Genomic DNA, 18865 nt, shown 5'->3' with positions numbered 1-18865 from the left:
AGCCATGGGTCTCGGTCCTCCTCGTCCCGGATGCGACGCCGTGCGTCTGCGCTCCGCTGGAGTTGTGGTCAGGAAGCTGTGGGCCGGCAGAAGGGCTGGTCGCGCCCACGCGGCGGAGCCGCTCATCGGCACAGCCCCGCGCCCCTTGCGGGGATCGGAAGTGCGCCGGACTTCGACAGACCTTCCGCGATCTCGTGCTGAGGCCGGGTGAGGACGGCCAGTTCGCCCGCGAGGGCCTGGCGCGGAGGCCGGGCAGCGGACGGCGCGGCGATGCGGCGGCGCGCCGCCGCGGCGTCACGGGCCAGCAGCTGCGCCCCGCAGGCGGTGAACTCGGCCTGTACCGAGGACAGTTCGGACAGCGCCTGCCGGGTCTCGCCGTATGACGCGCGGGCCGTCGCCGCCACCTGGCGCGCACGGTGCGCGTCGAGGAACTGCCCGGCCTCGCGCAGGGCCTCCCGCGCCGCGGTGGCCGTAGCGGTCGCCAGAGCGGTGGGCCGGCGGGCGGCCTCGACGTGGGCGCGGGCGAGCAGCGCGTTGCCGGTACGGCACGGCAGGCCGAGCAGCGCCGCGGCGGTCTCCGCCCGTACCGCCCAGTTACCGGCCTGGTCGATACGGCCCACCGCCAGCGCCGCGCGGGTCAGCATCTCGTACCACTCCACCCGCGACCACACGTCCACCAGCGGCAGCGCGGCCCCGCCGACCAGTTCGGCGGCGGCCAGTGCGCCGTCCGGGTCGCCGGAAGCCAGCCGGGCCTCGGCGAGCACCCGCGCCGCGGTCGTCCCCGGCCACTCCCCCGTCCCCGGCGGGCAGCGCTCCATGAGCGAGGCCGCCCCGCGCAGCGCCGCTTCGGTGTCCCCGGCACGTGCCGCGGTCAGGGCGGCCACGGCCTGCGCGGGCAGCCGGGCCTCTTCGGCGTCGCTGCCGTCGGCCAGCTCCGCCGCCCGCGCCGCGGCCTCGGCCGCCTCGCCCAGGCGCCCGTAGGCCTGGAGGGAGAAGGCGCGGGCGGTGAGCAGGTGCGGCAGCGCCAGACGCTGGCCGCTGGCGCGGGTGACGGCGATGCCGCGGTCCAGGTGGCGGGCGGCGTCCTGGTGCCGCCCCAGCAGGAGTTCACTCCAGCCCGTCCACACCACGGCCTCCGGGCAGTGCTCCACCTCGCCGTCCGGCAGCCCGTCCAGCAGGGTGGCCGCCGCCTCGCAGTGGGTTCTGGCCGGTCCCGGGTCCGCTTCGAGCACCGCGGCCAGGGCCGACAGGCCGTGCCCTGCCGCTCGCAGGGGGCGGTGTTCGTAGCGCTGGGCCTCGGTCAGGGCCTGCCGCGCCCAGTGGGCGCACCTGGCCGGGCGCGCCTCGGCCAGGCAGACGCGGGCCAGGGAGATGGCCAGCCGGGCCGCGGCCGGGGTGGCCTTCACCGGCTGCCGGGACAGTTCGGCCGCGATCAGGGCGCGGGCCTCGGCACGCCTGCCCAGCGACCACTCCGCCAGGGCGCAGGCGGCGACCGCTTCGGCGTGCCGGTCGGCGGGCTCGCCCGGCAGCACGTCCAGCAGCGAGTGCAGCAGGTCGCGGCTCTCGTGCAGGCGGCCTGCGGCGCCCAGCAGCCGGGCGAGCCGGAACCGCAGCCGGGCGCCGAGGGGTTCGGCGCCCGCGGGAAGCAGCCGCAGGGCGGTACGCAGCCAGCCGATGGCCTCCTGCGGTGCGCTGCGGCGGGCGGAGTACGCGGCCAGCGCGAGCATCCGTACGGCGTCCAGGTCGCCCGGCCGGGCGGCACGTTCGACATGCCGGGCGTAGTCCTCGGGCCGTGCGCCGCGCCGGATCAGGTCCTCCACGGCGCGAGAGTGCGCGAGAGCCCGCCACCCCGGGGGCGCGCTGCGGTAGACCGCCTCGCGGACCAGCGGGTGGCGGAAGGCGAAGGTGCGGGGCGCGCGGGCGGGCCGCAGGATGTCCTCGGCGACCAGCTCGTCCATGGCCGCCAGTACGGTCGACTCGTCCATGCCCGCGACGGAGGCGGCCGCCTCCGTGCCGAAGGGGTCGCCCGCGACGGCGGCGGCCCTCGCCACCTGCCGGGCGACGGCCGGTACGCGCGCCAGCTCGCCCGCGACGGCGGCGTCCAGACACTCGGCGCCCTCCTCGCCGCCGACGTGGGCCAGCGCCCGCAGATACAGCGGGTTGCCGCCGGACTCCCTGAGCAGCGCCCGCAGTTCGGCGGAGGTGCGCCCGTCGCCCACGACCGCCACGGCACTCGCCTCGCCCTCCAGCGGCCCCAGCGCGATCCGCGCGGCGACCGTCCCCCGCGCGGCCGCCGCGCCGATCGCCGCACGCAGCCCGCGCGGCACCTGGCGCGGCCGGTACGCCACGGCCAGCAGCACGGGCACCCTCGGCGGACACCGCAGCACCCGCTCCAGCAGAGCGGCCGTCCGCGCATCCGCCCACTGCGCGTCGTCCAGCAGCACTACGGCACCGGGCGCAGGGCAGTTCGCGGCGAACTCCTCGATCCGCGCCAGGGCCCTGCCGCCGACGCCTCCACCACCGCTCCCGGTTCCGCGTACGCCTGCCGCGCCCGTCCCGCGAGTCCCCGTACGTTCCTCGGCAGACGGGCGCCCCGCGTCCAGCACCCGGTACCCGTACGCCCGCGCTCTGTGGGCGAGTTCGGCGAGCAGCCGGGACTTGCCGATGCCCGGCTCTCCGGTGATCAGTACGGCCCTGGCCACCGGCGCGGCGGGCGCCGCGAGCAGCCTGTCCAGCAGCCGGCACTGCACCTCTCTGCCGGGCAGGCCCGGCGCCGCGGGCGAGCGGACCGGGCGGCGAGTGCCGTTCGGCTGGTGCGCAGGGGCCGGTTGGTACGTAGGGGCCGGCTGGTGCAAAGCGGTCGGCTGGTCCGATGGGGTCGGCCGGTCCGTTGCGGTCAGCTGTTCCGATGTGGCCGGTGGGTGCAGAGCGGTCGGTCGGTCCGACGTGGTCGAAGGAACCACGGTCTTCATCAAGCGCCCTCCCCGTATGGGCGTTTCGCGGGCACCGGCGCCCGCGTCGCGGGGCAGCGCCCACTCCTCTGGGGGAAGTACGTGGCGCGGGGCCCCTCCGTTCAGCGCCGGGCCGATGCGTTGCCGCATCGTCAGCCGAGGCGAGGCGAGCGGGGCGCCGGGCCCGGGACCGGGGACTCACCCGCACGACTTCGGGTACCCGGGGCGTATCCGTACCGGGCGAGCGGCACCCACCGGGCCGCAGGAGCGTGAGGAGACGACATGGGAGCGAGCGTGGTCAAAGCGGAGGTCCTCGTACTGGACTGCTCCGAGCCGGAGAAACTCGCCGAGTTCTACCGGCAGTTCCTCGACGCCGAGGTGGTCCAGGGGCCGGGCAGCGACCGGCTGGAGATCATCGGCGCCGGCGGTACGCACATGGCGTTCCGCCGCGATCTGAACGCCACGCCGCCCAGCTGGCCGCGCCCCGACGACTCCTACCAGTTCCATCTGGACTTCCTGGTCGGCGAGGAGGACATAGACGAGGCCGAGCGCCAGGTGGTCAGCCTGGGCGCGCGGCCGATGGACACCAAGGACACCACCGGACCGTACGAGGTGCGGCGCTACGCCGACCCGGCCGGCCACCCCTTCTCGCTGCGCTGCTCCCTGGTCTCCGGGCCCAAGACCAGCTGACACCCGTCCCCCGGAAATGCGTACGGGTCCGGATCCCCGCCGTGAGACGATCAAGTCATGGGATCCGGACCTCCGTTGGGAGATGACGTACGCGCCCGGCTCGGGACGCCGCAGCGGCCCCGGCGGCTGGAGAGCAGCCCGCGCTCACGCGTGTGGCGCACCGAGCTGTCCGGGACGCCGGCGGTGGTCAAGCAGCTGGTCGAGGGGCCGGAGGCGGACGAGAGGTTCACCCGCGAGGTGGCCGCGCTGCGCCTGGCCGCCTTGGCGGACCCTCCGGTGGCACCCAGGCTGCTGGCGACCGACCCCGATGAGCGGCTGCTGGTCCTGGAGCACCTCGACCACCGCCGCCCCTCCCAGAGCTGGCTCGTCCAGTACGCGGCGGCGCTGGCCCGGCTGCACGCGGCAACCGGTCTGAAAGGCGCGGACCCGCGCGACACCGCCGCCCTCCCCCTGTGGTCCGGACCCACCCGGCAGGACACCGCGTCCTTCCTCGCTCTCGCCGACGCCCTTCAAGTGCCCCTCCCACCCGGCGTGGAGCGGGAGTTGGACGCGCTGGTGGCCCGGCTCTGCGCGCTGCCGGGCCGCTCGCTGCTGCACGGCGACCCCTGCCCCGGCAACGATCTGCACACCCCCGACGGCATCCGGTTCATCGACTTCGAGCAGGCCAGTCTCGGCCCCGGCGCCGTCGAACTGGCCTATCTGCGCATCGGCTTCCCCACCTGCTGGTGCGTCACCGCGCCCTCGCCCGGGATGCTGCGCCGGGCGGAGTCGGCGTACGAGGAGGCCTGGCGGGCCGCGACGGGCACAGCCGTGCAGGGCGACGTGGTCGACGCCTGCGCGGGCTGGCTGATCCGGGGCGACGCGCTGGTCCAGCGCGCCCACCGCGACGGAACCGACCACCTGGCCCGGCTCGTGCGCGAGGACTGGGAGTGGGGCACGGCCACCGCCCGCGAGCGCCTGGCCCACCGGCTCGGGGTGGTCGCGGAGGTGACGGGCGGACGCGCCGACCTCGCGGCCCTCCGTCACCTCTCCCGCGCTCTGCGCACCGCCGTACTGGCCCGCTGGCCGTCCCTGCGCGCGGTACCGTCCCGCCGTCCCTAGGTCTGCCGTAACGCCCCGTCCGGCCTGCGACACCAAGGCGATGACGGGCCGTCACGGCGCGCCCTGGCACCTGCCCTGCACCTCCCGTCCCTCCCCCGTTCCCGCTCGAAGACCTGTTCACCGCACCGCTCCTGTGCTTCGGTGCAGCGACCCCCGGCGATCACGCATCGGTCGTTCTCGGAGCACACACCGAGCGCACGCAGCCAGCGCACACGACTGACGGTGCGATCGCCGGCGGGCACCAAGGCAGCGGTACGGAGAGGCGGGCGGGGCGGATGGACCGGCGGGGGTTTCTCAAGGGGGCGGCGGCGATATCGGCCGCGGGGCTGCTGACGGGTGTGACCGGCGGCGCGTCCACGGCCGTCGCCGCGCCCCGGACGGCGGCGCGGCCCCGCACCCGGGCCGCGCTGTCCGTACGGGACTGGATGGCGGGCATCGCCGACGCCACTCCCGTACAGCGCATGACGCTGCCCGGCACCCATGACTCCGGAGCGCGGTTCGGCGGGCCCTGGGTGGAGTGCCAGAACACCACCGTCGAGGCGCAGTTGAACAGCGGGATACGGTTCCTGGACGTACGCTGCCGGGCCATCGACTCCGTCTTCGCCATCCACCACGGCGCGTTCTACCAGCGTCTGATGTTCGGCGACGTCCTCGGCGCCTGCCGGACGTTCCTGCGGGCGCACCCCTCGGAGACGGTGCTGATGCGGGTGAAGCAGGAGTACTCCGAGGAGAGCGCGCAGGAGTTCCGCCGGATCTTCGACATCTATCTGGACGGCAAGGGCTGGCGCGACCTGTTCCGGCTGGAGAGCACCCTGCCCACGCTGGGGCAGGCGCGCGGCCGGGTCGTGCTGCTCGCGGACTCCGACGGGCTGCCGGGGGTGCGCTACGGCGATCCCGCGCTCTTCGCCATTCAGGACGACTTCATGACCGAGCCCCTCCAGAAGTACCCGCGGATCGAGGACCACTTCCGCAAGGCCGTCAAGGAGCCGGGGAAGCTCTTCATCAACTACGTCAGCACGGCCGCGCTGCTGCCGCCGCGGTCCAACGCGGACCGCCTCAACCCCGAGGTGAAGCGGTTCCTGGAGGGTGCGGAGGCGCAGGGCTGGACGGGGCTGGGCATCGTGCCGATGGACTTCCCCCATGAGTTCGGGCTCACGCAGACCCTGATCCGCCACAACTGACGAGCAGTCGCGGGGAGTTATCCACAGGCCTTGTGCGGCCTCGGCCGGTGGCCGGATGATGCTGGCGATGCCGGAGGTTGGCGTCGGCAGCAGGGGTGTGAGGGGGACGCTCATGGCGCACAGGACCACACGAGTCGTCGGGAGAGGGCGGCGGCGGGCGGGATGGCTGGGGCTGGTGCTGGCCCTGCTCGTCTCGCTGCTGACGGCCCCGGCGATGGCGGCGCCCGCAGGTGCCGGTGAGCCGCCATCACCGGGGACACCGGGCGGCTCGGACCGGCCCGCCAGGGTCGTCCGCGAGGTGTGGGTCGGCGAGCGGATGCTGGATGTCGCCGTCTCCTCGCCCGATCTGGACGCCGCCGTCAAGTGGGTGCGGCTGCTGGTCCCCAAGGGCTGGTCCAAGACCGCGGGCCGCACCTGGCCGGTGCTGTGGATGCTGCACGGCGGCTCGGGCAACCACACGGACTGGACGGCGCGTACGCACCTCGCCCAGCTCGCCGCCGACCGCGATGTGCTGGTCGTGATGCCGGAGACCAGCGGGTGCAGCGGCTACAGCGACTGGCACAACCGCGGTGCCTGGGGTCCTCCGGCCTGGGAGACCTATCTGCTGGACGGGCTGCGGCCGCTGCTGGAGCGGGAGTTCCGCGCCGGGACCCGCCGGGCGGTGGCGGGGCTGTCGATGGGCGGCCTCGGCGCGCTGAAGTTCGCCGCCGCGCGCCCCGGCATGTTCCGCGCCGCCGCGTCCTACAGCGGCGCCGTCAATCCGCTCTACAAGTCCCCCGACGGCGGGCTCAGCGGGCCGGACGCCGTCAAGCTCGGCGCGCTGACCTGCGGTGTGGACTGGAAGCGCACCTGGGGCGAGCCGGGCTACCCCTTCGACACCGACGACCCGGCCGATCTGCGCCAGCAGTGGCTGTGGAAGCGCAACAGCCCCCTGGAGCAGGCCGCGCGGCTGTCCGGGACCCAGCTCTACCTCTCCTACGGGGACGGCACCAACTCCGGCCCCGGCTGGCGCTGGGGAGATCCCGAGCCGCCCTCCCCCGCCCGCTGCACCGACCCGCAGCGGCACGGCACCGACGACCCGGTCGAGCGCGGCGTGTACGGCATGAACGAGCAACTGCGGGCGAAGCTGGCCCGGTTGGGCATACCGGCGACGGTCTGCGCCTCCTACGGCACCCACGCCTGGCCGTACTGGGAGCGCGAGCTGGTGGCGTCCTTCCCGATGCTGATGGCCGCGCTCGGCGCCTGAGCCCCGCGGCCGGCCCCGGGGCCGGGGCACGCCCGCCCTCGCCCTCGCTCCCGCCCTCGTTCTCGGGACCAGCCGTCGCCGAGGACGCTCACCGGCCGCCCGCGGGCTCAGCCGCGCGGCACCACGGTCCCCAGGACCCGCGGCAGCGGGTACCAGTCGGCGGTGGCGATGCTGGCGTGGGCGGCGGCGAGCTGCCCGACCCGGGCCTTGGCCTCGGCCTCGGTGGGCTTGGTGCCGTCGATGGCCGGGGGCACCTTGTGGGCGTCGGTCATCACGACGAGGTAGTTCCGGCTGCTGTACCAGGCGGTGTCGATGCCGCCGCCGACGTAGGTGGAGGCGTCGCCGTCGAAGACGACGAACCAGGGGCGCAGGGCGGGGTCGGTGTAGCGCTCGCGCGGGTCACCGGCGACCGCGCCGTGCACGGCGGGGAAGGCGGTGGAGCGGGCCAGTTCGCCCTTGGCGGCCAGGGACTTCAGGTGGGTGGCGTACTCCCGGTCGGTCCACAGCTTGTCCAGCGGGTTGTCCTCCTCGACCGTTCCGGGGATCAGCTCGAAGAGGAACTTCCCGGCGAGCGCGGACCGCGCGGGCCAGCCGTCGGCCCGTACGGCCTCGTCCAGGGTGCGGTGGCCGCCGATGAGGTCGCCGGGCCCGAAGACCGCGCCGCCCAGCTTGGCGCGCACCAGCGCGTCGAACTCGGCGGGGCCGCGGCCGCCGCGCCCGTTGAACCCGTCCTTCATCTCGACCTTGACCAGGATGGGCCGGTGGCCGGGGTTGGCGTCGTGCCAGGCCTTCATGTCGGCCAGGCAGCCGCCCAGGTCCCGGTTGCGGTCGTTCGTGCGCAGCTCGGCGGCGCTGGCGGCGCCCGCGCAATTGTTGTTGTTGCCCAGCGGGTTGCTGTGCGAGACCCGCCAGGAGCGGCCCAGCGAGTTGGTCCACACATCGAGTTCGAGGAGGGCGGCGCCGGAGTCCAGCGCGTCGGCGAAGTAGGGGTACTTCGCCTTCTCGTAGGCGTTGTGGACGCCGACGGAGGTGGTGGTGTCATAGGTGCCGGTCCGGGCGGTCCCGGCTCCGGCCGGGCCCGCCGTCGCGACGACGGCCGCCGCCGCGACCACCACCGCCCCCGCACCGCGCAACGTGCTCTTCCCGCTCATGCTCCCCCGCTCTCGCTTCGCCCCCCTCGGCCCCTGTGGCCGGGTGAGCAGCAGCGTACGGGAGGGGCGCGGCGGGATGATCAGCGGGTCGGCGGGGCGGGGTCAGGAGCGGCGCCGGTGGCATCAACGTGCGGGCGCCGCCGGGCGGTTGGCCCGGCGGCGCCCGTCCCGGCCCGCCCGTCAGGTGGTGGCCAGCAGCCCCCGTACGGTGGCGGCGATGGCCTCGGCGTCGATGCCGGCGGCCCGCAGCTGTTCGGCGGGGGTGGCCGAGCCCGGCATGGTGCGTACGGCCAGCCGTGCCAGCCGGGGCACGGGGCGGCCGTCGGTGAAGGCGTCCGCCACCGCGTCGCCCAGGCCGCCTTCGGGGTGGTGGTCCTCGACGGTGACGATGCGCCCGGTGGCATCGGCCGCCGCGCGCAGCGCCGCGGCGTCCACCGGCTTGAGGGAGTACAGGTCGATCACCCGCGCCGCGACGCCCTCGGCGGCCAGCGTGTCGGCGGCGGCCAGCGCCTCGTGGACGGTCACCCCGGCCGCCACGATGGTCACCTGGTCCTCCTCCCCCGCGCGCAGCGTCTTGCTGCCGCCGATGGGGAAGGTCTCGGACGGGCCGTACAGGACGGGGGTGTTGCCGCGGCTGGTGCGCAGATAGCCGATGCCCCGACGGTCGGCCAGCGCCGCGACCAGGTGGGCGGTCTGGTTGCCGTCGCAGGGGTACAGGACCGTGCTCCCGTGCACGGAGCGGAAGAGCGCCAGGTCCTCCAGCCCCATCTGGGAGGGGCCGTCCTCGCCGATGGCGACGCCCGCGTGCGAGCCGACGAGGTTGAGGTCGGCGCGGCTGACGGCGGCCATCCGTACGAAGTCGTGGGCGCGGGTGAGGAAGGCGGCGAAGCTGGCGGCGTAGGGGACCCAGCCGCGCGCCTGCATGCCGACGGCCGCGGCGACCAGCTGCTGCTCGGCGATGTAGCACTCGAAGTAGCGCTCGGGGTGGGACTTGGCGAAGTACTCGGCGCGGGTGGAGTCGCCGACCTCGCCGTCCAGGGCGACCACGTCGCCGCGCGCCGTGCCGAGGGCGGTGAGCGCCTCCCCGTAGGCGGTGCGGGTGGCGACCTGCTCGCCCGGTTCGTAGGCGGGCAGGTCCAGGGCGCCCGCGCCGGTGCGCAACTGCCGCTCGGCGGGGACGGGTTCGCGTACGCTCACCCGCACGTCCCGGGCGCCGCCCAGCTCCTCGACGGCCGCCGCGGCGTCCGGCAGCGGCTTGCCGTGCGCGCCCTCGCGGTCCTGTACGGCGGCCACGCCGCGCCCCTTGTAGGTGCGGGCGAGGATGGCGGTGGGCTTTCCGACGGTGGACCGCGCCTCGTCGAAGGCCCGGTCCACGGCCTGGACGTCATGGCCGTCGACCTGGACGGTGTGCCAGTCGAAGGCCTGGATGCGCCGGGCGTAGGCGTCCAGGTCCCAGCCGTGCCGGGTGGGTCCGCGCTGGCCGAGCCGGTTCACGTCGATGATCGCGGTGAGGTTGTCCAGCCCCTCGTGTCCCGCGTGCTCGAACGCCTCCCACATCGAGCCCTCGGCCATCTCGCTGTCCCCGCACACCACCCACACGCGGTAGGGGACGCGGTCCAGCTGCCGTCCTGCCAGCGCCAGGCCCACGCCGACGGGCAGGCCCTGGCCCAGGGATCCGGTGGCCACGTCCACCCAGGGCAGTACGGGCGTGGGGTGGCCCTCCAGGCGGCTGCCGCGCTTGCGGAAGCTGAGCAGCTGCTCGTCGGTGAGGGCTCCGGCGGCCTTGCCCATGGCGTACAGCAGCGGGGAGGCGTGCCCCTTGGAGAGGATCAGATGGTCGTTGCCGGGGTGGTCGGGTGCGGCGAAGTCGTAGCGCAGATGCCCGGCCAGCAGGACGGCGGCCAGGTCGGCGGCGGACATCGAGGAGGTGGGGTGCCCGGACCCGGCCGCGTCGGCGGCCCGGACGGAATCCACCCGCAGCTGCTGCCCCAGCTCGCGCATCAGCTCGTGGCGCGAGGCGGGGCCCGTGGTCCCTTCAGGGTCGTGCGCGGTCATCGGTGCTCTCCCTTTCCTCTTCCTTGTCCTTGGCTGCTGTTGCGTTCTCTTCCGGCGCCCGCGTCCGCCCGGGCCTGTCCGGCCCGCCCGGCACCCTCGCCACCTCGGGCGTCGAGGTGTCCAGCGGCACCGACCAGGACCGCACCAGCCCCAACTGCACGCCCTGGCGCGGCAGTACGGCCTCCAGCAGCCAGTCGGCGGCGACCCGCACGCGGTTGCCGGGCATCGCCATGAGGTGGTAGCCGCGGGTGACGGCGCCCGCGAGCGGGCCGGACAGCGGCAGGTGCAGCGGGTTGGCGGCGGCCTGGATGCCGCCGAGGTCGACGGTGAAGCCGAGGTCGTGGTGCTTGTAGGGGCGGGCGGTGCCCTGCCCGCAGGAGGCGGCGACGTTGTGCGCCGCGACCTTGCCCTGGCGCTGGGCGTGCTGGGCGGTCATCGGCGTCAGTTCGCCGGGCCGGGTCAGATCCGGTACGGCGGCGGCGTCGCCGCAGGCCAGTACCTCGGGGTGGCCCGGCACCGCCAGGTACTCGTCCACGCACAGCCGGCCGCGCTCGGTGGGCAGCCCCATCGAGGCGACCAGCGGGTCGGGCCGTACGCCCACGCACCAGATCAGGGACCGGCTGGGCACGAACTCCCCGTCGTCCAGCAGCACTCCGTCGGCGGTGGCTTCCTTGACGGAGGTGCCGGTGCGCACCTCCACCCCGCGTTTGCGCAGCACCCGGTGGGCGGTCCTGGACAGCCGGGAGTCGAGTTCGGGCAGCACCCTCTCGGCGATGTCCAGCAGCATCCAGCGCGGGCGCCGGTCGTCGCGCAGTCCGCTGTTCTGGCGGGCCAGCGCGTCGGTGAGCAGCACGCCGTGGGCGGCGACCTCGGTGCCGGTGTAGCCCGCGCCGACCACGACGAAGGTGGTACGGGCCAGCCGCTCGGCCGGGTCCTCGGCGGCGCCGGCCAGTTCGATCTGCCGGGTGACGTGGTCGCGCAGGTACAGCGCCTCGGGCATACCGCGAAAGCCGTGCGCGTGCTCGGCCAGGCCGGGGACGGGCAGCAGCTTGTTGACGCTGCCGACGGTCAGGACGAGCCGGTCGTAGCCGAGGGTTCCGTCCCGGCCCTCGGGGTCGGTGTAGGAGAGGCGGCGCTCGGCGAGATCCACCGAGCCGGCCTCGCCCAGTACGAGCTTGACGCGCGGCAGTGTGCCGGTCAGCGACACCGAGACCCGGCGCGGCTCCAGCACTCCGGCCGCGACCTCGGGCAGCAGCGGCAGGTACAGGAAGTAGTCGTTCGGGTTGACCAGCACGATCTCGGCGGCGCCCTTGGCCTTCTTGGTGAGCGTGCGGGCGCACTGGTAACCGGCGAAGCCGGCGCCGACGATCACGATGCGGGGGCGGGACACGGTGGCCTCCTGCGATCGGAAACGGGACGGACGGCGGGCGGGGGCACGGCGCCCCCGCCCGCCCCGGACAGGCCGCTGGGCGGTGTGCGGCTGGCTGCCCGCGCTGTCAGGAGTTCTCCTCCCGGGCCTTGCGGATGGCGTCCTTGACCCGGTCCGCGATGGCCGCCATCGGGCCGACGGCCAGGTTCTTGGCGGCGGTGCCGGTGCCGGGGTGCGGGTGGGTGGGGGCGACGGCCTCGGCCGCCCGGACCGCCACGGCCAGGCCGCGCAGCTTGGTGGCGTCCGTCTCGGCCTGCAGTGCGACGAACTCCTCGCGTTCCTCGGCGCGGGCGTGCGCGTCCACGTCGGCGCGCAGTTCCTGCAGCTGCGGCAGGAATCCCGCGTCGTCCACGTCCAGGTGCTCCAGGCGGCCGAGGATCTCCTTGGCCTGCTCCTCCTCCTTCAGCCGCGCGTCGATGACCTGGTCGCCGTCGGCCAGCACCCGGCGGGCGTAGGGGTGGACGACCTCCTCCTCGGCGGTCTCGTGCACCGCCAGCAGCCGTACGAGGCGGTGGAACGCGTCCCGCCGGTCCTCCCCCTTGGAGGACTCCACCTCCGCGAACAGCTGGCGGATCTCACCGTGCTGCCGCATCAGCAGGGCCACCACGTCGTGCTGCTCGGGGCCCGTGCCGGACGATGCGCGCTGCTCGGCCATGTCGCTCTCCTTTCGGGTTCCGGACGTCCGGAACCCTCCGGGTGCCCAGCACGCGGCCCGATATGTCCGCGGGCCGCGCATCCGCTCCGCCCGGCGCGGCGGCCGCCCCGTTCCAGCCGGTCCATTCGGCGCCAGGCAGGTCTATTTGGGGGCAAAACAATAGTTTCATCCGTGCATCAACCGATTTATTGCGCTTCGCCTGTGATGCTGTCTCGCGATATCCCTGGCATAGCGCAAGGAGCAGGTGTGCGGAAGCGGCTGATTCGCCTTGGCCTGTCGATGGCCGTGGTCGTCGCGACGGTCGCGGGGACCCTGTTGGGCGCCCCCGTCGGCCCCGCGCACGCTGCCGATGCCGACGTCGGCATCGTCAAGCGCGTCACGGGCGCGACCATGCCCATCGAGCCCGGCGGCACCTTCACCTACACCCTCACCGCCTCCTGCTCCTCACTGACCACCGCCTGTGTGAACGTGGTCCTCGAGGACGTGCTGCCGGCGGACTTCGAGATCTCCTCGCTGCCCAAGACGACCGACACCCGGCAGGTCACCTACGACGCCGCCACCCGCAAACTGACCATCCGCTTCACCGAGGCGCTGCCCAGCCCGCCGGCCCCCGCCGGGTCGACCGGGCTGCCCGCCGGCGTCAGCCGCAATATCGCCATCGGCATGCGGGTGCCGGCCGAGACCACCCTCGCCGACGGCGCGAAGGTCCCCAACACCGCCACCATCGACGCCGACAACGCCGACCCGGCCTCCGACGGCGCTGATGTGACGGTCCGTATCCCCCGCCAGGTGCGCCCCGCGACCACCAAGAAGTGGTCGGACGGCGCGGCCGTCGCCCAGTCCGACGAGGAGTCCACGATCACGCTGGGGGTGCGCAACGCCTCCTCCACCTCGGCCGAGGTCACCTCCCTGACCACCGCCGACACCACGCCCGCCACCTACGAGAACTTCGACGTGGTCTCCGTCGGCCCGGTCGCCCGCTTCCCCGCCGGCGCCGACCGGGTACGGGTGCTGGTGTGCACCAAGCCGCCGGGGACGCCCTGCCGGGACAGCGAGTACGTCGCGGGCCCGGCCACCGCGGGACCGGCCGTCACCCTGCCTCCCGGCGTCGCGGCGGACAAGATCACCGGGGTGAAGTTCGAGTTCACGGCCGCCTCCGGCGCGAAACTCCCCTACGACGCGACCGGCGGCGAGGTCGCGATGCGGCTGAAGCTGCGCGACACCGTCCGCTCCACCGGCGCCCCGCTCGCCCCGACCACGCGTCAGCAGGTGCGCAACTGCGCCACCACCACAGCGCGGGACACCGTGGCCGGTTCGGTGAGCGGGCCCGAGGCGTGTGCGACGTACGACATCCTGCCCAACATCGCCACCGTGCAGCCCACCAAGAGCTTCTTCTCCGACACCGACGGCAACTACATCGCCGACGGCGAGGCCGTGCAAGGCACCAAGGCGCCCGTCGCCATGGTGATCGGCGCCCGCAACACCTCCTCCTTCCCCGTGGCCACCCTCACCATCACCGAGCCCTCGGCCACCGCGCGCAACAACTTCGACATGGTCGATGTGTCCAAGATGCGGGTGGAGTTCCCCAGCGGCGCGACCTCGGCGACGGTCACCGTCGTCTGCCGCGACGGCAGCAGGCCCACCCCGCGCCAGCTCACCCAGCCGCCCGCCCGCCAGGACTTCCCGTCCACCGGATGCCCCGCGGGCAGCCCGCCCAAGGAGGTCTCGGTCACCTTCCGCGGCACCGACGCCGCCGGCAGCGGCACCATCGCCACCAACGCGACCGGACGTCTCTCCCTGCACGGCACGCTCAACGACAAGGCCACCGGCACCAGCGTCGGCAACTGCGCCGACGCGGGCGCCACCAACCCCGTCGACGGGGCGGGCGCGGGCGCCGGAACCGCCTGTGCGACCCTGCCCCTGAGACAGCAGACCGAGGACGTACGCACCTCCAAGTCCGCCTCCCAGACCGAGGTGCCGCCCGGCCAGCCGGTGACCTTCACCCTCGACCTGGCCAACGCGGGCACCGTACCGCTGGACAAGCCCGCCATCACCGACCCGCCGGACCCCAACGCCGCCGGCAACCCCTTCGACGTGGTCCGGCTGACCAAGCTCACGCTGCGCTACCGCAGCCCCGCCGGTCTCCCCGTGCTGCTGGAGGTCTACGACCCCAACGCCCGCGCCTGGGTGGCCTACAACGCCTCCGACGCCGCGCTGCTGGCCCGCGCCAAGGGCGTTCGGGCCCGCCTCGCGGACGGCAGTCTGCCGCCGAACGGCCGGATCATGGTGGACGTGGAGGTGGTGCGCCGCGACGGCGTCGCCGACGACGTCAGCTTCCGCAACTGCGCGCAGATCACCTCGAACGGCAAGCCCATCGGCGGCAACGCCTGCACCCACGAGGAGAGTGTCACCCGCCCCGCGCGCACCGCCGGTTCGGTGCAGAAGACCATCTCCCCCTCCACCGTGGCGCGCACCCTGCCGGGCGTCCCCCCGCAACAGCCCGACGTACGGATCACCGCCCGCAACACCGGCAACATCAACCTCAAGCAGCTCCAGGTCACCGACCTCGACGCGGACTTCTTCGACGCGGTGGACTTCGTACGGCTCACCGGCGTGACCTTCCCGCCCGGCGCCGACCGGGTCCAGGTCGACGCCTGCACCACCGGCTGCACCGCCAGTCCGCCGGTCTTCACCAACGGCACCCCGACCGCCAGCGACACCCCGGACCTGCCGGCCGGAGTCAACGCCGCCGACGTCCGCGGACTGCGCATCACCTTCACCAACTCCAGCGGCGAGTACGTGCTGACCCCCGGCGCACCGCTGCGCCCCGGCCGGGCCTGCGACACCACCGTCTGCTTCAAGGTCGCCGCCCGCCGCACCCTGCGCTCCGACCCCGACACCGAGATCCCCGAGACGCTGCACGACACCGCGAGCGCCGCGGGCGAGAGCCGCCTCCAACAGCCCGGCAAACTCTTCCCGTTCGGGGACAGCGAGGCCACGCTCACAGTGAAGGAGGGCACCGCCCAGCTCGACGTGGAGAAGACCCCGGACTCGCGGATCGGCCCCGGGGAGACGGCACCGTTCACGCTGACCGTCCGCAACACGGGCACGGGCCCGATCCCCGGCCTGGTCATCGCCGACCCCATCCCTGAACTGCTGCGCTTCGACGAGACCTTCGCGGGCGACGGCGGGCTGCCCTTCCGTATGACGTACAAGGTGCCCTCCGGGACGCCCGCCCCGCCCGCTCCCACGTACGAGCCGCAGCGCAACGCGGACGGGCGGGTGACCCATGTGCGCTGGCGCTGGCCTAACTGGACGATGCTGCCCGGCGCCGAAATCAAGATCACCTTCCAGGTGAAGCTGGCGCCCGGCGTGCCCGGCGACTCGGTGGCGCAGAACGTCTTCGGGGCCGGTTCCGAGGGCCGCAAGGACGTGTCCTGTCTGATGAACTCCCGGCGCGACGGCCAGGTGGTCGACGACACCGCCAACTTCGGGCCGGGCCGCTACTGCACCTCCCGCGCCGAGATCACCACGCTGCCCGGCACGGCCTTCGAGGCCACCAAGTGGGTGGCCGGGAACGACTCGCTGGCCTTCTACAACACCGTCACCAAGCAGTACGTACCGCTGGACTCGCCCTCCTGCCCGCTGCTCAAGCAGGGCGGGCGCACCTACACCCAGTACCCCTGCACCGCGCTGGTGCAGCCCGGCGAGGACTTCGAGTACCTCATCCGCGCGGTCAACTCCGGCACCGACCCGACCTCGGAGGTGCGGCTGCTGGACATCCTCCCGTACGAGGGCGACACCGGGGTGCTGCTGGGCAACCAGCCGCGCGGCACCGAGTGGAGCCCGCGCCCGCGGCTGTCCGGGGCGCCGTCCCTGATCGGCGACGGCAACCTCAGGACCCGGTACGCCACCGTCACCAGCCCCTGCTCGGACCTGATCAAGACACCGCGCCGCAACTGCACGGCCGGAGACTGGAAAGACGGGTACACCCGCGAGGCCAGCGGTGTGGAGATGCGGGTGACCTTCAACGACACCCTGGCCCCGGGCGGCGAGGTGTTCGTGCGGCTGCCGATGTCCTCGCCGGTGGACCTGGACCGGCCCGGTGACCCTTCGATCGCCTGGAACTCCTTCGCGCACTCCGAGACGATCCTGCGCGGCGGCCGGCCGCAGGACCTGCCCACCACCGAGCCGCCCAAGGTCGGCATCGGGATGCGGTTCGGCAATCTGCGCATCGACAAGATCGCGGAGAATCCGCCGCCGGGCGTCGCGCTGGGCCCTTACAAGGTCGCCTACCGCTGCACCGTCACCCCCACCGGCGGCACCCCGCAGGTCGTCCGCGAGGACACGTCCGAGATCACGCTCTATACGCCGATGGCGCTGATCGGCGTCCCGGCCGGGGCGACCTGTCTGGTGTGGGAGACCGACTCGGCGGGCGCGCAGAGCGAGAACCTGGGGGAGGCCAACGCCCGGCGGGTGGTGATCACTCCGGCCACGCCCGACCAGGAGGGCGAGCACATCGCGATCACCAATACCTACACCAACGCCGCCCTGAAGATCCGCAAGTCCGTCACCGGTCCGGCCGCGAAAACCGTCGGCCAGGGCCCCTTCACCATCCGCGTGGCCTGCACCTACCAGGGCCAGCCGCTGGCCGGGTTCCCCAAGGACCTCACCTTCGACGGGGCGGGCGAGCAGGGCCTGGACAACATTCCGCGCGGGGCCCGCTGTACGGCCACCGAGCCGGGCAACGGCGGCGCGAGCTCGGTGACCGTCACGGCCACCGGGTCCAGTGAGAGCGACACCGCCGTCATCGGCTCCGTGCCCGACCGGACCGCCACCCTCACCGTCGCCAACGACTTCGCGGTGGGCGGGCTGCGGGTGGTCAAGCAGGTGCAGGGGCCGGGGACGAAGTTCGCCGACCGCACCTTCCGCTTCCGGGTGGCCTGCGACTTCAACGGGCGGCGCGAGGTGGTGGTCCGTACGCTGACCGCCCGCGCGCCCAACCTGACCGCGGAGCTGACCGATCTGCCGGTGGGCGCCGAGTGCACGGTCAGCGAGGCCGACAACGGCGGCGCCGACGACACCCCGCCGCCGGTCGGCCCGGTCACCGTCACCAAGGACACCACCACCCCCGTCGCCGTGGACTTCACCAACACCTTCTCCACCGGCCGCATGTCCCTGACCAAGAAGATCGAGGGCGCGCCCGAAGACGCCCCGTACGCCCGGGAGTTCGTCTTCCGCGTCACCTGCATCCGCGAGGCCGAGGGCCCGGACGGCGACCCGCTGGTGGCCTTCGTGGTCCGCAAGCGCTACACCGTCGCGGCGGGCGAGACCCTGCGCATCCCCACCGAACTGCCCATCGGCGCCCGCTGCTGGGCGGAGGAGATGGACAAGGGCGGCGCCACCGAGACCACGGTCGACCACGGCAACCACGGTGACGCGGTCATCGTCACCAAGGACGCCCCCCAGGTCACCGTCACCGCCACGAACACCTACCAGACCGGCACGCTGCGCCTGGCGAAGAAGGTCACCGGCGGCGCCGCGCGATTCGCCGAGGGACGCACCTTCGCGCTGCTGCTGACCTGCACCCTGCACACCGCCCCCGGACAGACCCGCACGCTGGTGGACCGCCGCCGCTACACCTTCACCGGCAGCGACACGGTCACGGTGGACGACCTGGGCTTCCCGCTGCCCAAGGGCACCCGCTGCTGGGCGGCCGAGGAGCGCAACGGCGGCGCCTCGTCCTCCAGCGTCGACCACGGCACGGCCGAGCGGGCGGTGGTCCTGGGCGGCACCGGCGACCCGGCCGTGACCGTCACCGCCACCAACACCTTCGACCGCGGGCGGCTGACCGTCACCAAGCGCGTCACCGGCAACGCGGCCGGCAAGGGCCCGTTCACCTTCACCGTCTCCTGCGTCGCCCACGACAGCGACGGCAGCGAACTGCCCCTGCGACTGCGCCCCGAGGACGCCCGCTTCAGTCTCGCCGCGGGCCGCTCGCGCACCATCGAGGTCCTCAAGGGCGCGGTGTGCACCGTACGGGAGACCCCCCGGCCCGCGGGCGCGAAGGTGACCGTCACCGACTCCGACGCCGGTACGGCGGGCGGCGCCGGGGACGGCGTGGTGCGGGCCGCCGACCGGTCCTCGGTCACCGTGACCAACGCCTTCCCGCCCGAGCCGACGCCGCCGCCCACCCCGACCCCCTCCCCCACGCCCACCCCGCCCGTGCCGCCGTCCCCGCACCCGACGCCCACGCCGGGGCCCGACCCCGACCACCCCGAACTGCCCGCCACCGGAGCCGAGATGCGCTGGCTGATCGCCGCGTCGGGCCTGGCTTTCGCCCTGGCCGGTCTGCTGCTCGGGTTCCGCGCGCGGCGGCGCGGGAGGCGGATGTAGGCGCCGCGGC

The 18865-nt window shown here is 74.1% G+C and carries 10 protein-coding genes; 5 read left to right on the top strand and 5 right to left on the bottom strand.

The annotated features are described in order from the left end of the window. Positions 1-122 precede the first annotated feature (122 nt). Positions 123-2972, bottom strand: coding sequence for an AAA family ATPase (locus AC4IJH_RS21980; RefSeq protein WP_490853517.1), 2850 nt, complete (start codon positions 2970-2972; stop codon positions 123-125). Between the two features lie 261 nt (positions 2973-3233). Here AC4IJH_RS21980 and AC4IJH_RS21975 point away from each other — a divergent pair, with 261 nt between their 5' ends. The 4 genes from AC4IJH_RS21975 (at position 3234) to AC4IJH_RS21960 (ending at position 7169) form a co-directional block, all read left to right on the top strand. Beyond that, a complete protein-coding gene (locus AC4IJH_RS21975) occupies positions 3234-3641 on the top strand; it encodes a VOC family protein (protein WP_490853516.1) in 408 nt (135 codons plus the stop codon). A gap of 57 nt (positions 3642-3698) precedes the next feature. Further along, positions 3699-4742, top strand: coding sequence for a phosphotransferase (locus tag AC4IJH_RS21970; protein ID WP_490853515.1), 1044 nt, complete (start codon positions 3699-3701; stop codon positions 4740-4742). Between the two features lie 275 nt (positions 4743-5017). Then, positions 5018-5923: a phosphatidylinositol-specific phospholipase C domain-containing protein gene (locus tag AC4IJH_RS21965; RefSeq protein ID WP_490853514.1), complete on the top strand. Its 906-nt coding sequence runs from the start codon at positions 5018-5020 to the stop codon at positions 5921-5923. A gap of 112 nt (positions 5924-6035) precedes the next feature. Continuing rightward, positions 6036-7169, top strand: a complete 1134-nt coding sequence (locus AC4IJH_RS21960) for an alpha/beta hydrolase (protein ID WP_490853513.1) — start codon at positions 6036-6038, stop codon at positions 7167-7169. Between the two features lie 107 nt (positions 7170-7276). Here AC4IJH_RS21960 and AC4IJH_RS21955 read toward each other — a convergent pair whose 3' ends face one another. The 4 genes from AC4IJH_RS21955 to AC4IJH_RS21940 form a co-directional block, all read right to left on the bottom strand. Next, positions 7277-8320 carry a phosphatidylinositol-specific phospholipase C domain-containing protein gene (locus tag AC4IJH_RS21955; RefSeq protein ID WP_490853512.1) on the bottom strand — a complete coding sequence of 348 codons (1044 nt, stop codon included), beginning with the start codon at positions 8318-8320 and terminating at the stop codon, positions 7277-7279. A gap of 180 nt (positions 8321-8500) precedes the next feature. Further along, positions 8501-10375 (bottom strand): transketolase, encoded by a 1875-nt coding sequence (locus AC4IJH_RS21950; protein ID WP_490853511.1) that lies wholly within the window; start codon positions 10373-10375, stop codon positions 8501-8503. Further along, a complete protein-coding gene (locus AC4IJH_RS21945; protein ID WP_490853510.1) occupies positions 10356-11765 on the bottom strand; it encodes an NAD(P)/FAD-dependent oxidoreductase in 1410 nt (469 codons plus the stop codon). Before AC4IJH_RS21945 ends, AC4IJH_RS21950 begins: the two co-directional genes overlap by 20 nt. Positions 11766-11871: 106 nt before the next feature. Beyond that, positions 11872-12459, bottom strand: a complete 588-nt coding sequence (locus tag AC4IJH_RS21940) for a hemerythrin domain-containing protein (RefSeq protein ID WP_490853509.1) — start codon at positions 12457-12459, stop codon at positions 11872-11874. Positions 12460-12705: 246 nt separating this feature from the next. Here AC4IJH_RS21940 and AC4IJH_RS21935 point away from each other — a divergent pair, with 246 nt between their 5' ends. After that, positions 12706-18855 carry a DUF5979 domain-containing protein gene (locus AC4IJH_RS21935; RefSeq protein ID WP_490853508.1) on the top strand — a complete coding sequence of 2050 codons (6150 nt, stop codon included), beginning with the start codon at positions 12706-12708 and terminating at the stop codon, positions 18853-18855. Positions 18856-18865 lie beyond the last annotated feature (10 nt).

The sequence above is a fragment of the Streptomyces sp. UF-297 genome (assembly GCF_058245575.1).
This window is presented reverse-complemented; position numbering and strand designations above follow the sequence as displayed.

Coding starts and splice junctions, on each gene's coding strand:
- AC4IJH_RS21980 (WP_490853517.1), bottom strand. CDS start 2,972: ATGAAGACCGTGGTTCCTTCGACCACGTCGGACCGACCGACCGCTCTG.
- AC4IJH_RS21975 (WP_490853516.1), top strand. CDS start 3,234: ATGGGAGCGAGCGTGGTCAAAGCGGAGGTCCTCGTACTGGACTGCTCC.
- AC4IJH_RS21970 (WP_490853515.1), top strand. CDS start 3,699: ATGGGATCCGGACCTCCGTTGGGAGATGACGTACGCGCCCGGCTCGGG.
- AC4IJH_RS21965 (WP_490853514.1), top strand. CDS start 5,018: ATGGACCGGCGGGGGTTTCTCAAGGGGGCGGCGGCGATATCGGCCGCG.
- AC4IJH_RS21960 (WP_490853513.1), top strand. CDS start 6,036: ATGGCGCACAGGACCACACGAGTCGTCGGGAGAGGGCGGCGGCGGGCG.
- AC4IJH_RS21955 (WP_490853512.1), bottom strand. CDS start 8,320: ATGAGCGGGAAGAGCACGTTGCGCGGTGCGGGGGCGGTGGTGGTCGCG.
- AC4IJH_RS21950 (WP_490853511.1), bottom strand. CDS start 10,375: ATGACCGCGCACGACCCTGAAGGGACCACGGGCCCCGCCTCGCGCCAC.
- AC4IJH_RS21940 (WP_490853509.1), bottom strand. CDS start 12,459: ATGGCCGAGCAGCGCGCATCGTCCGGCACGGGCCCCGAGCAGCACGAC.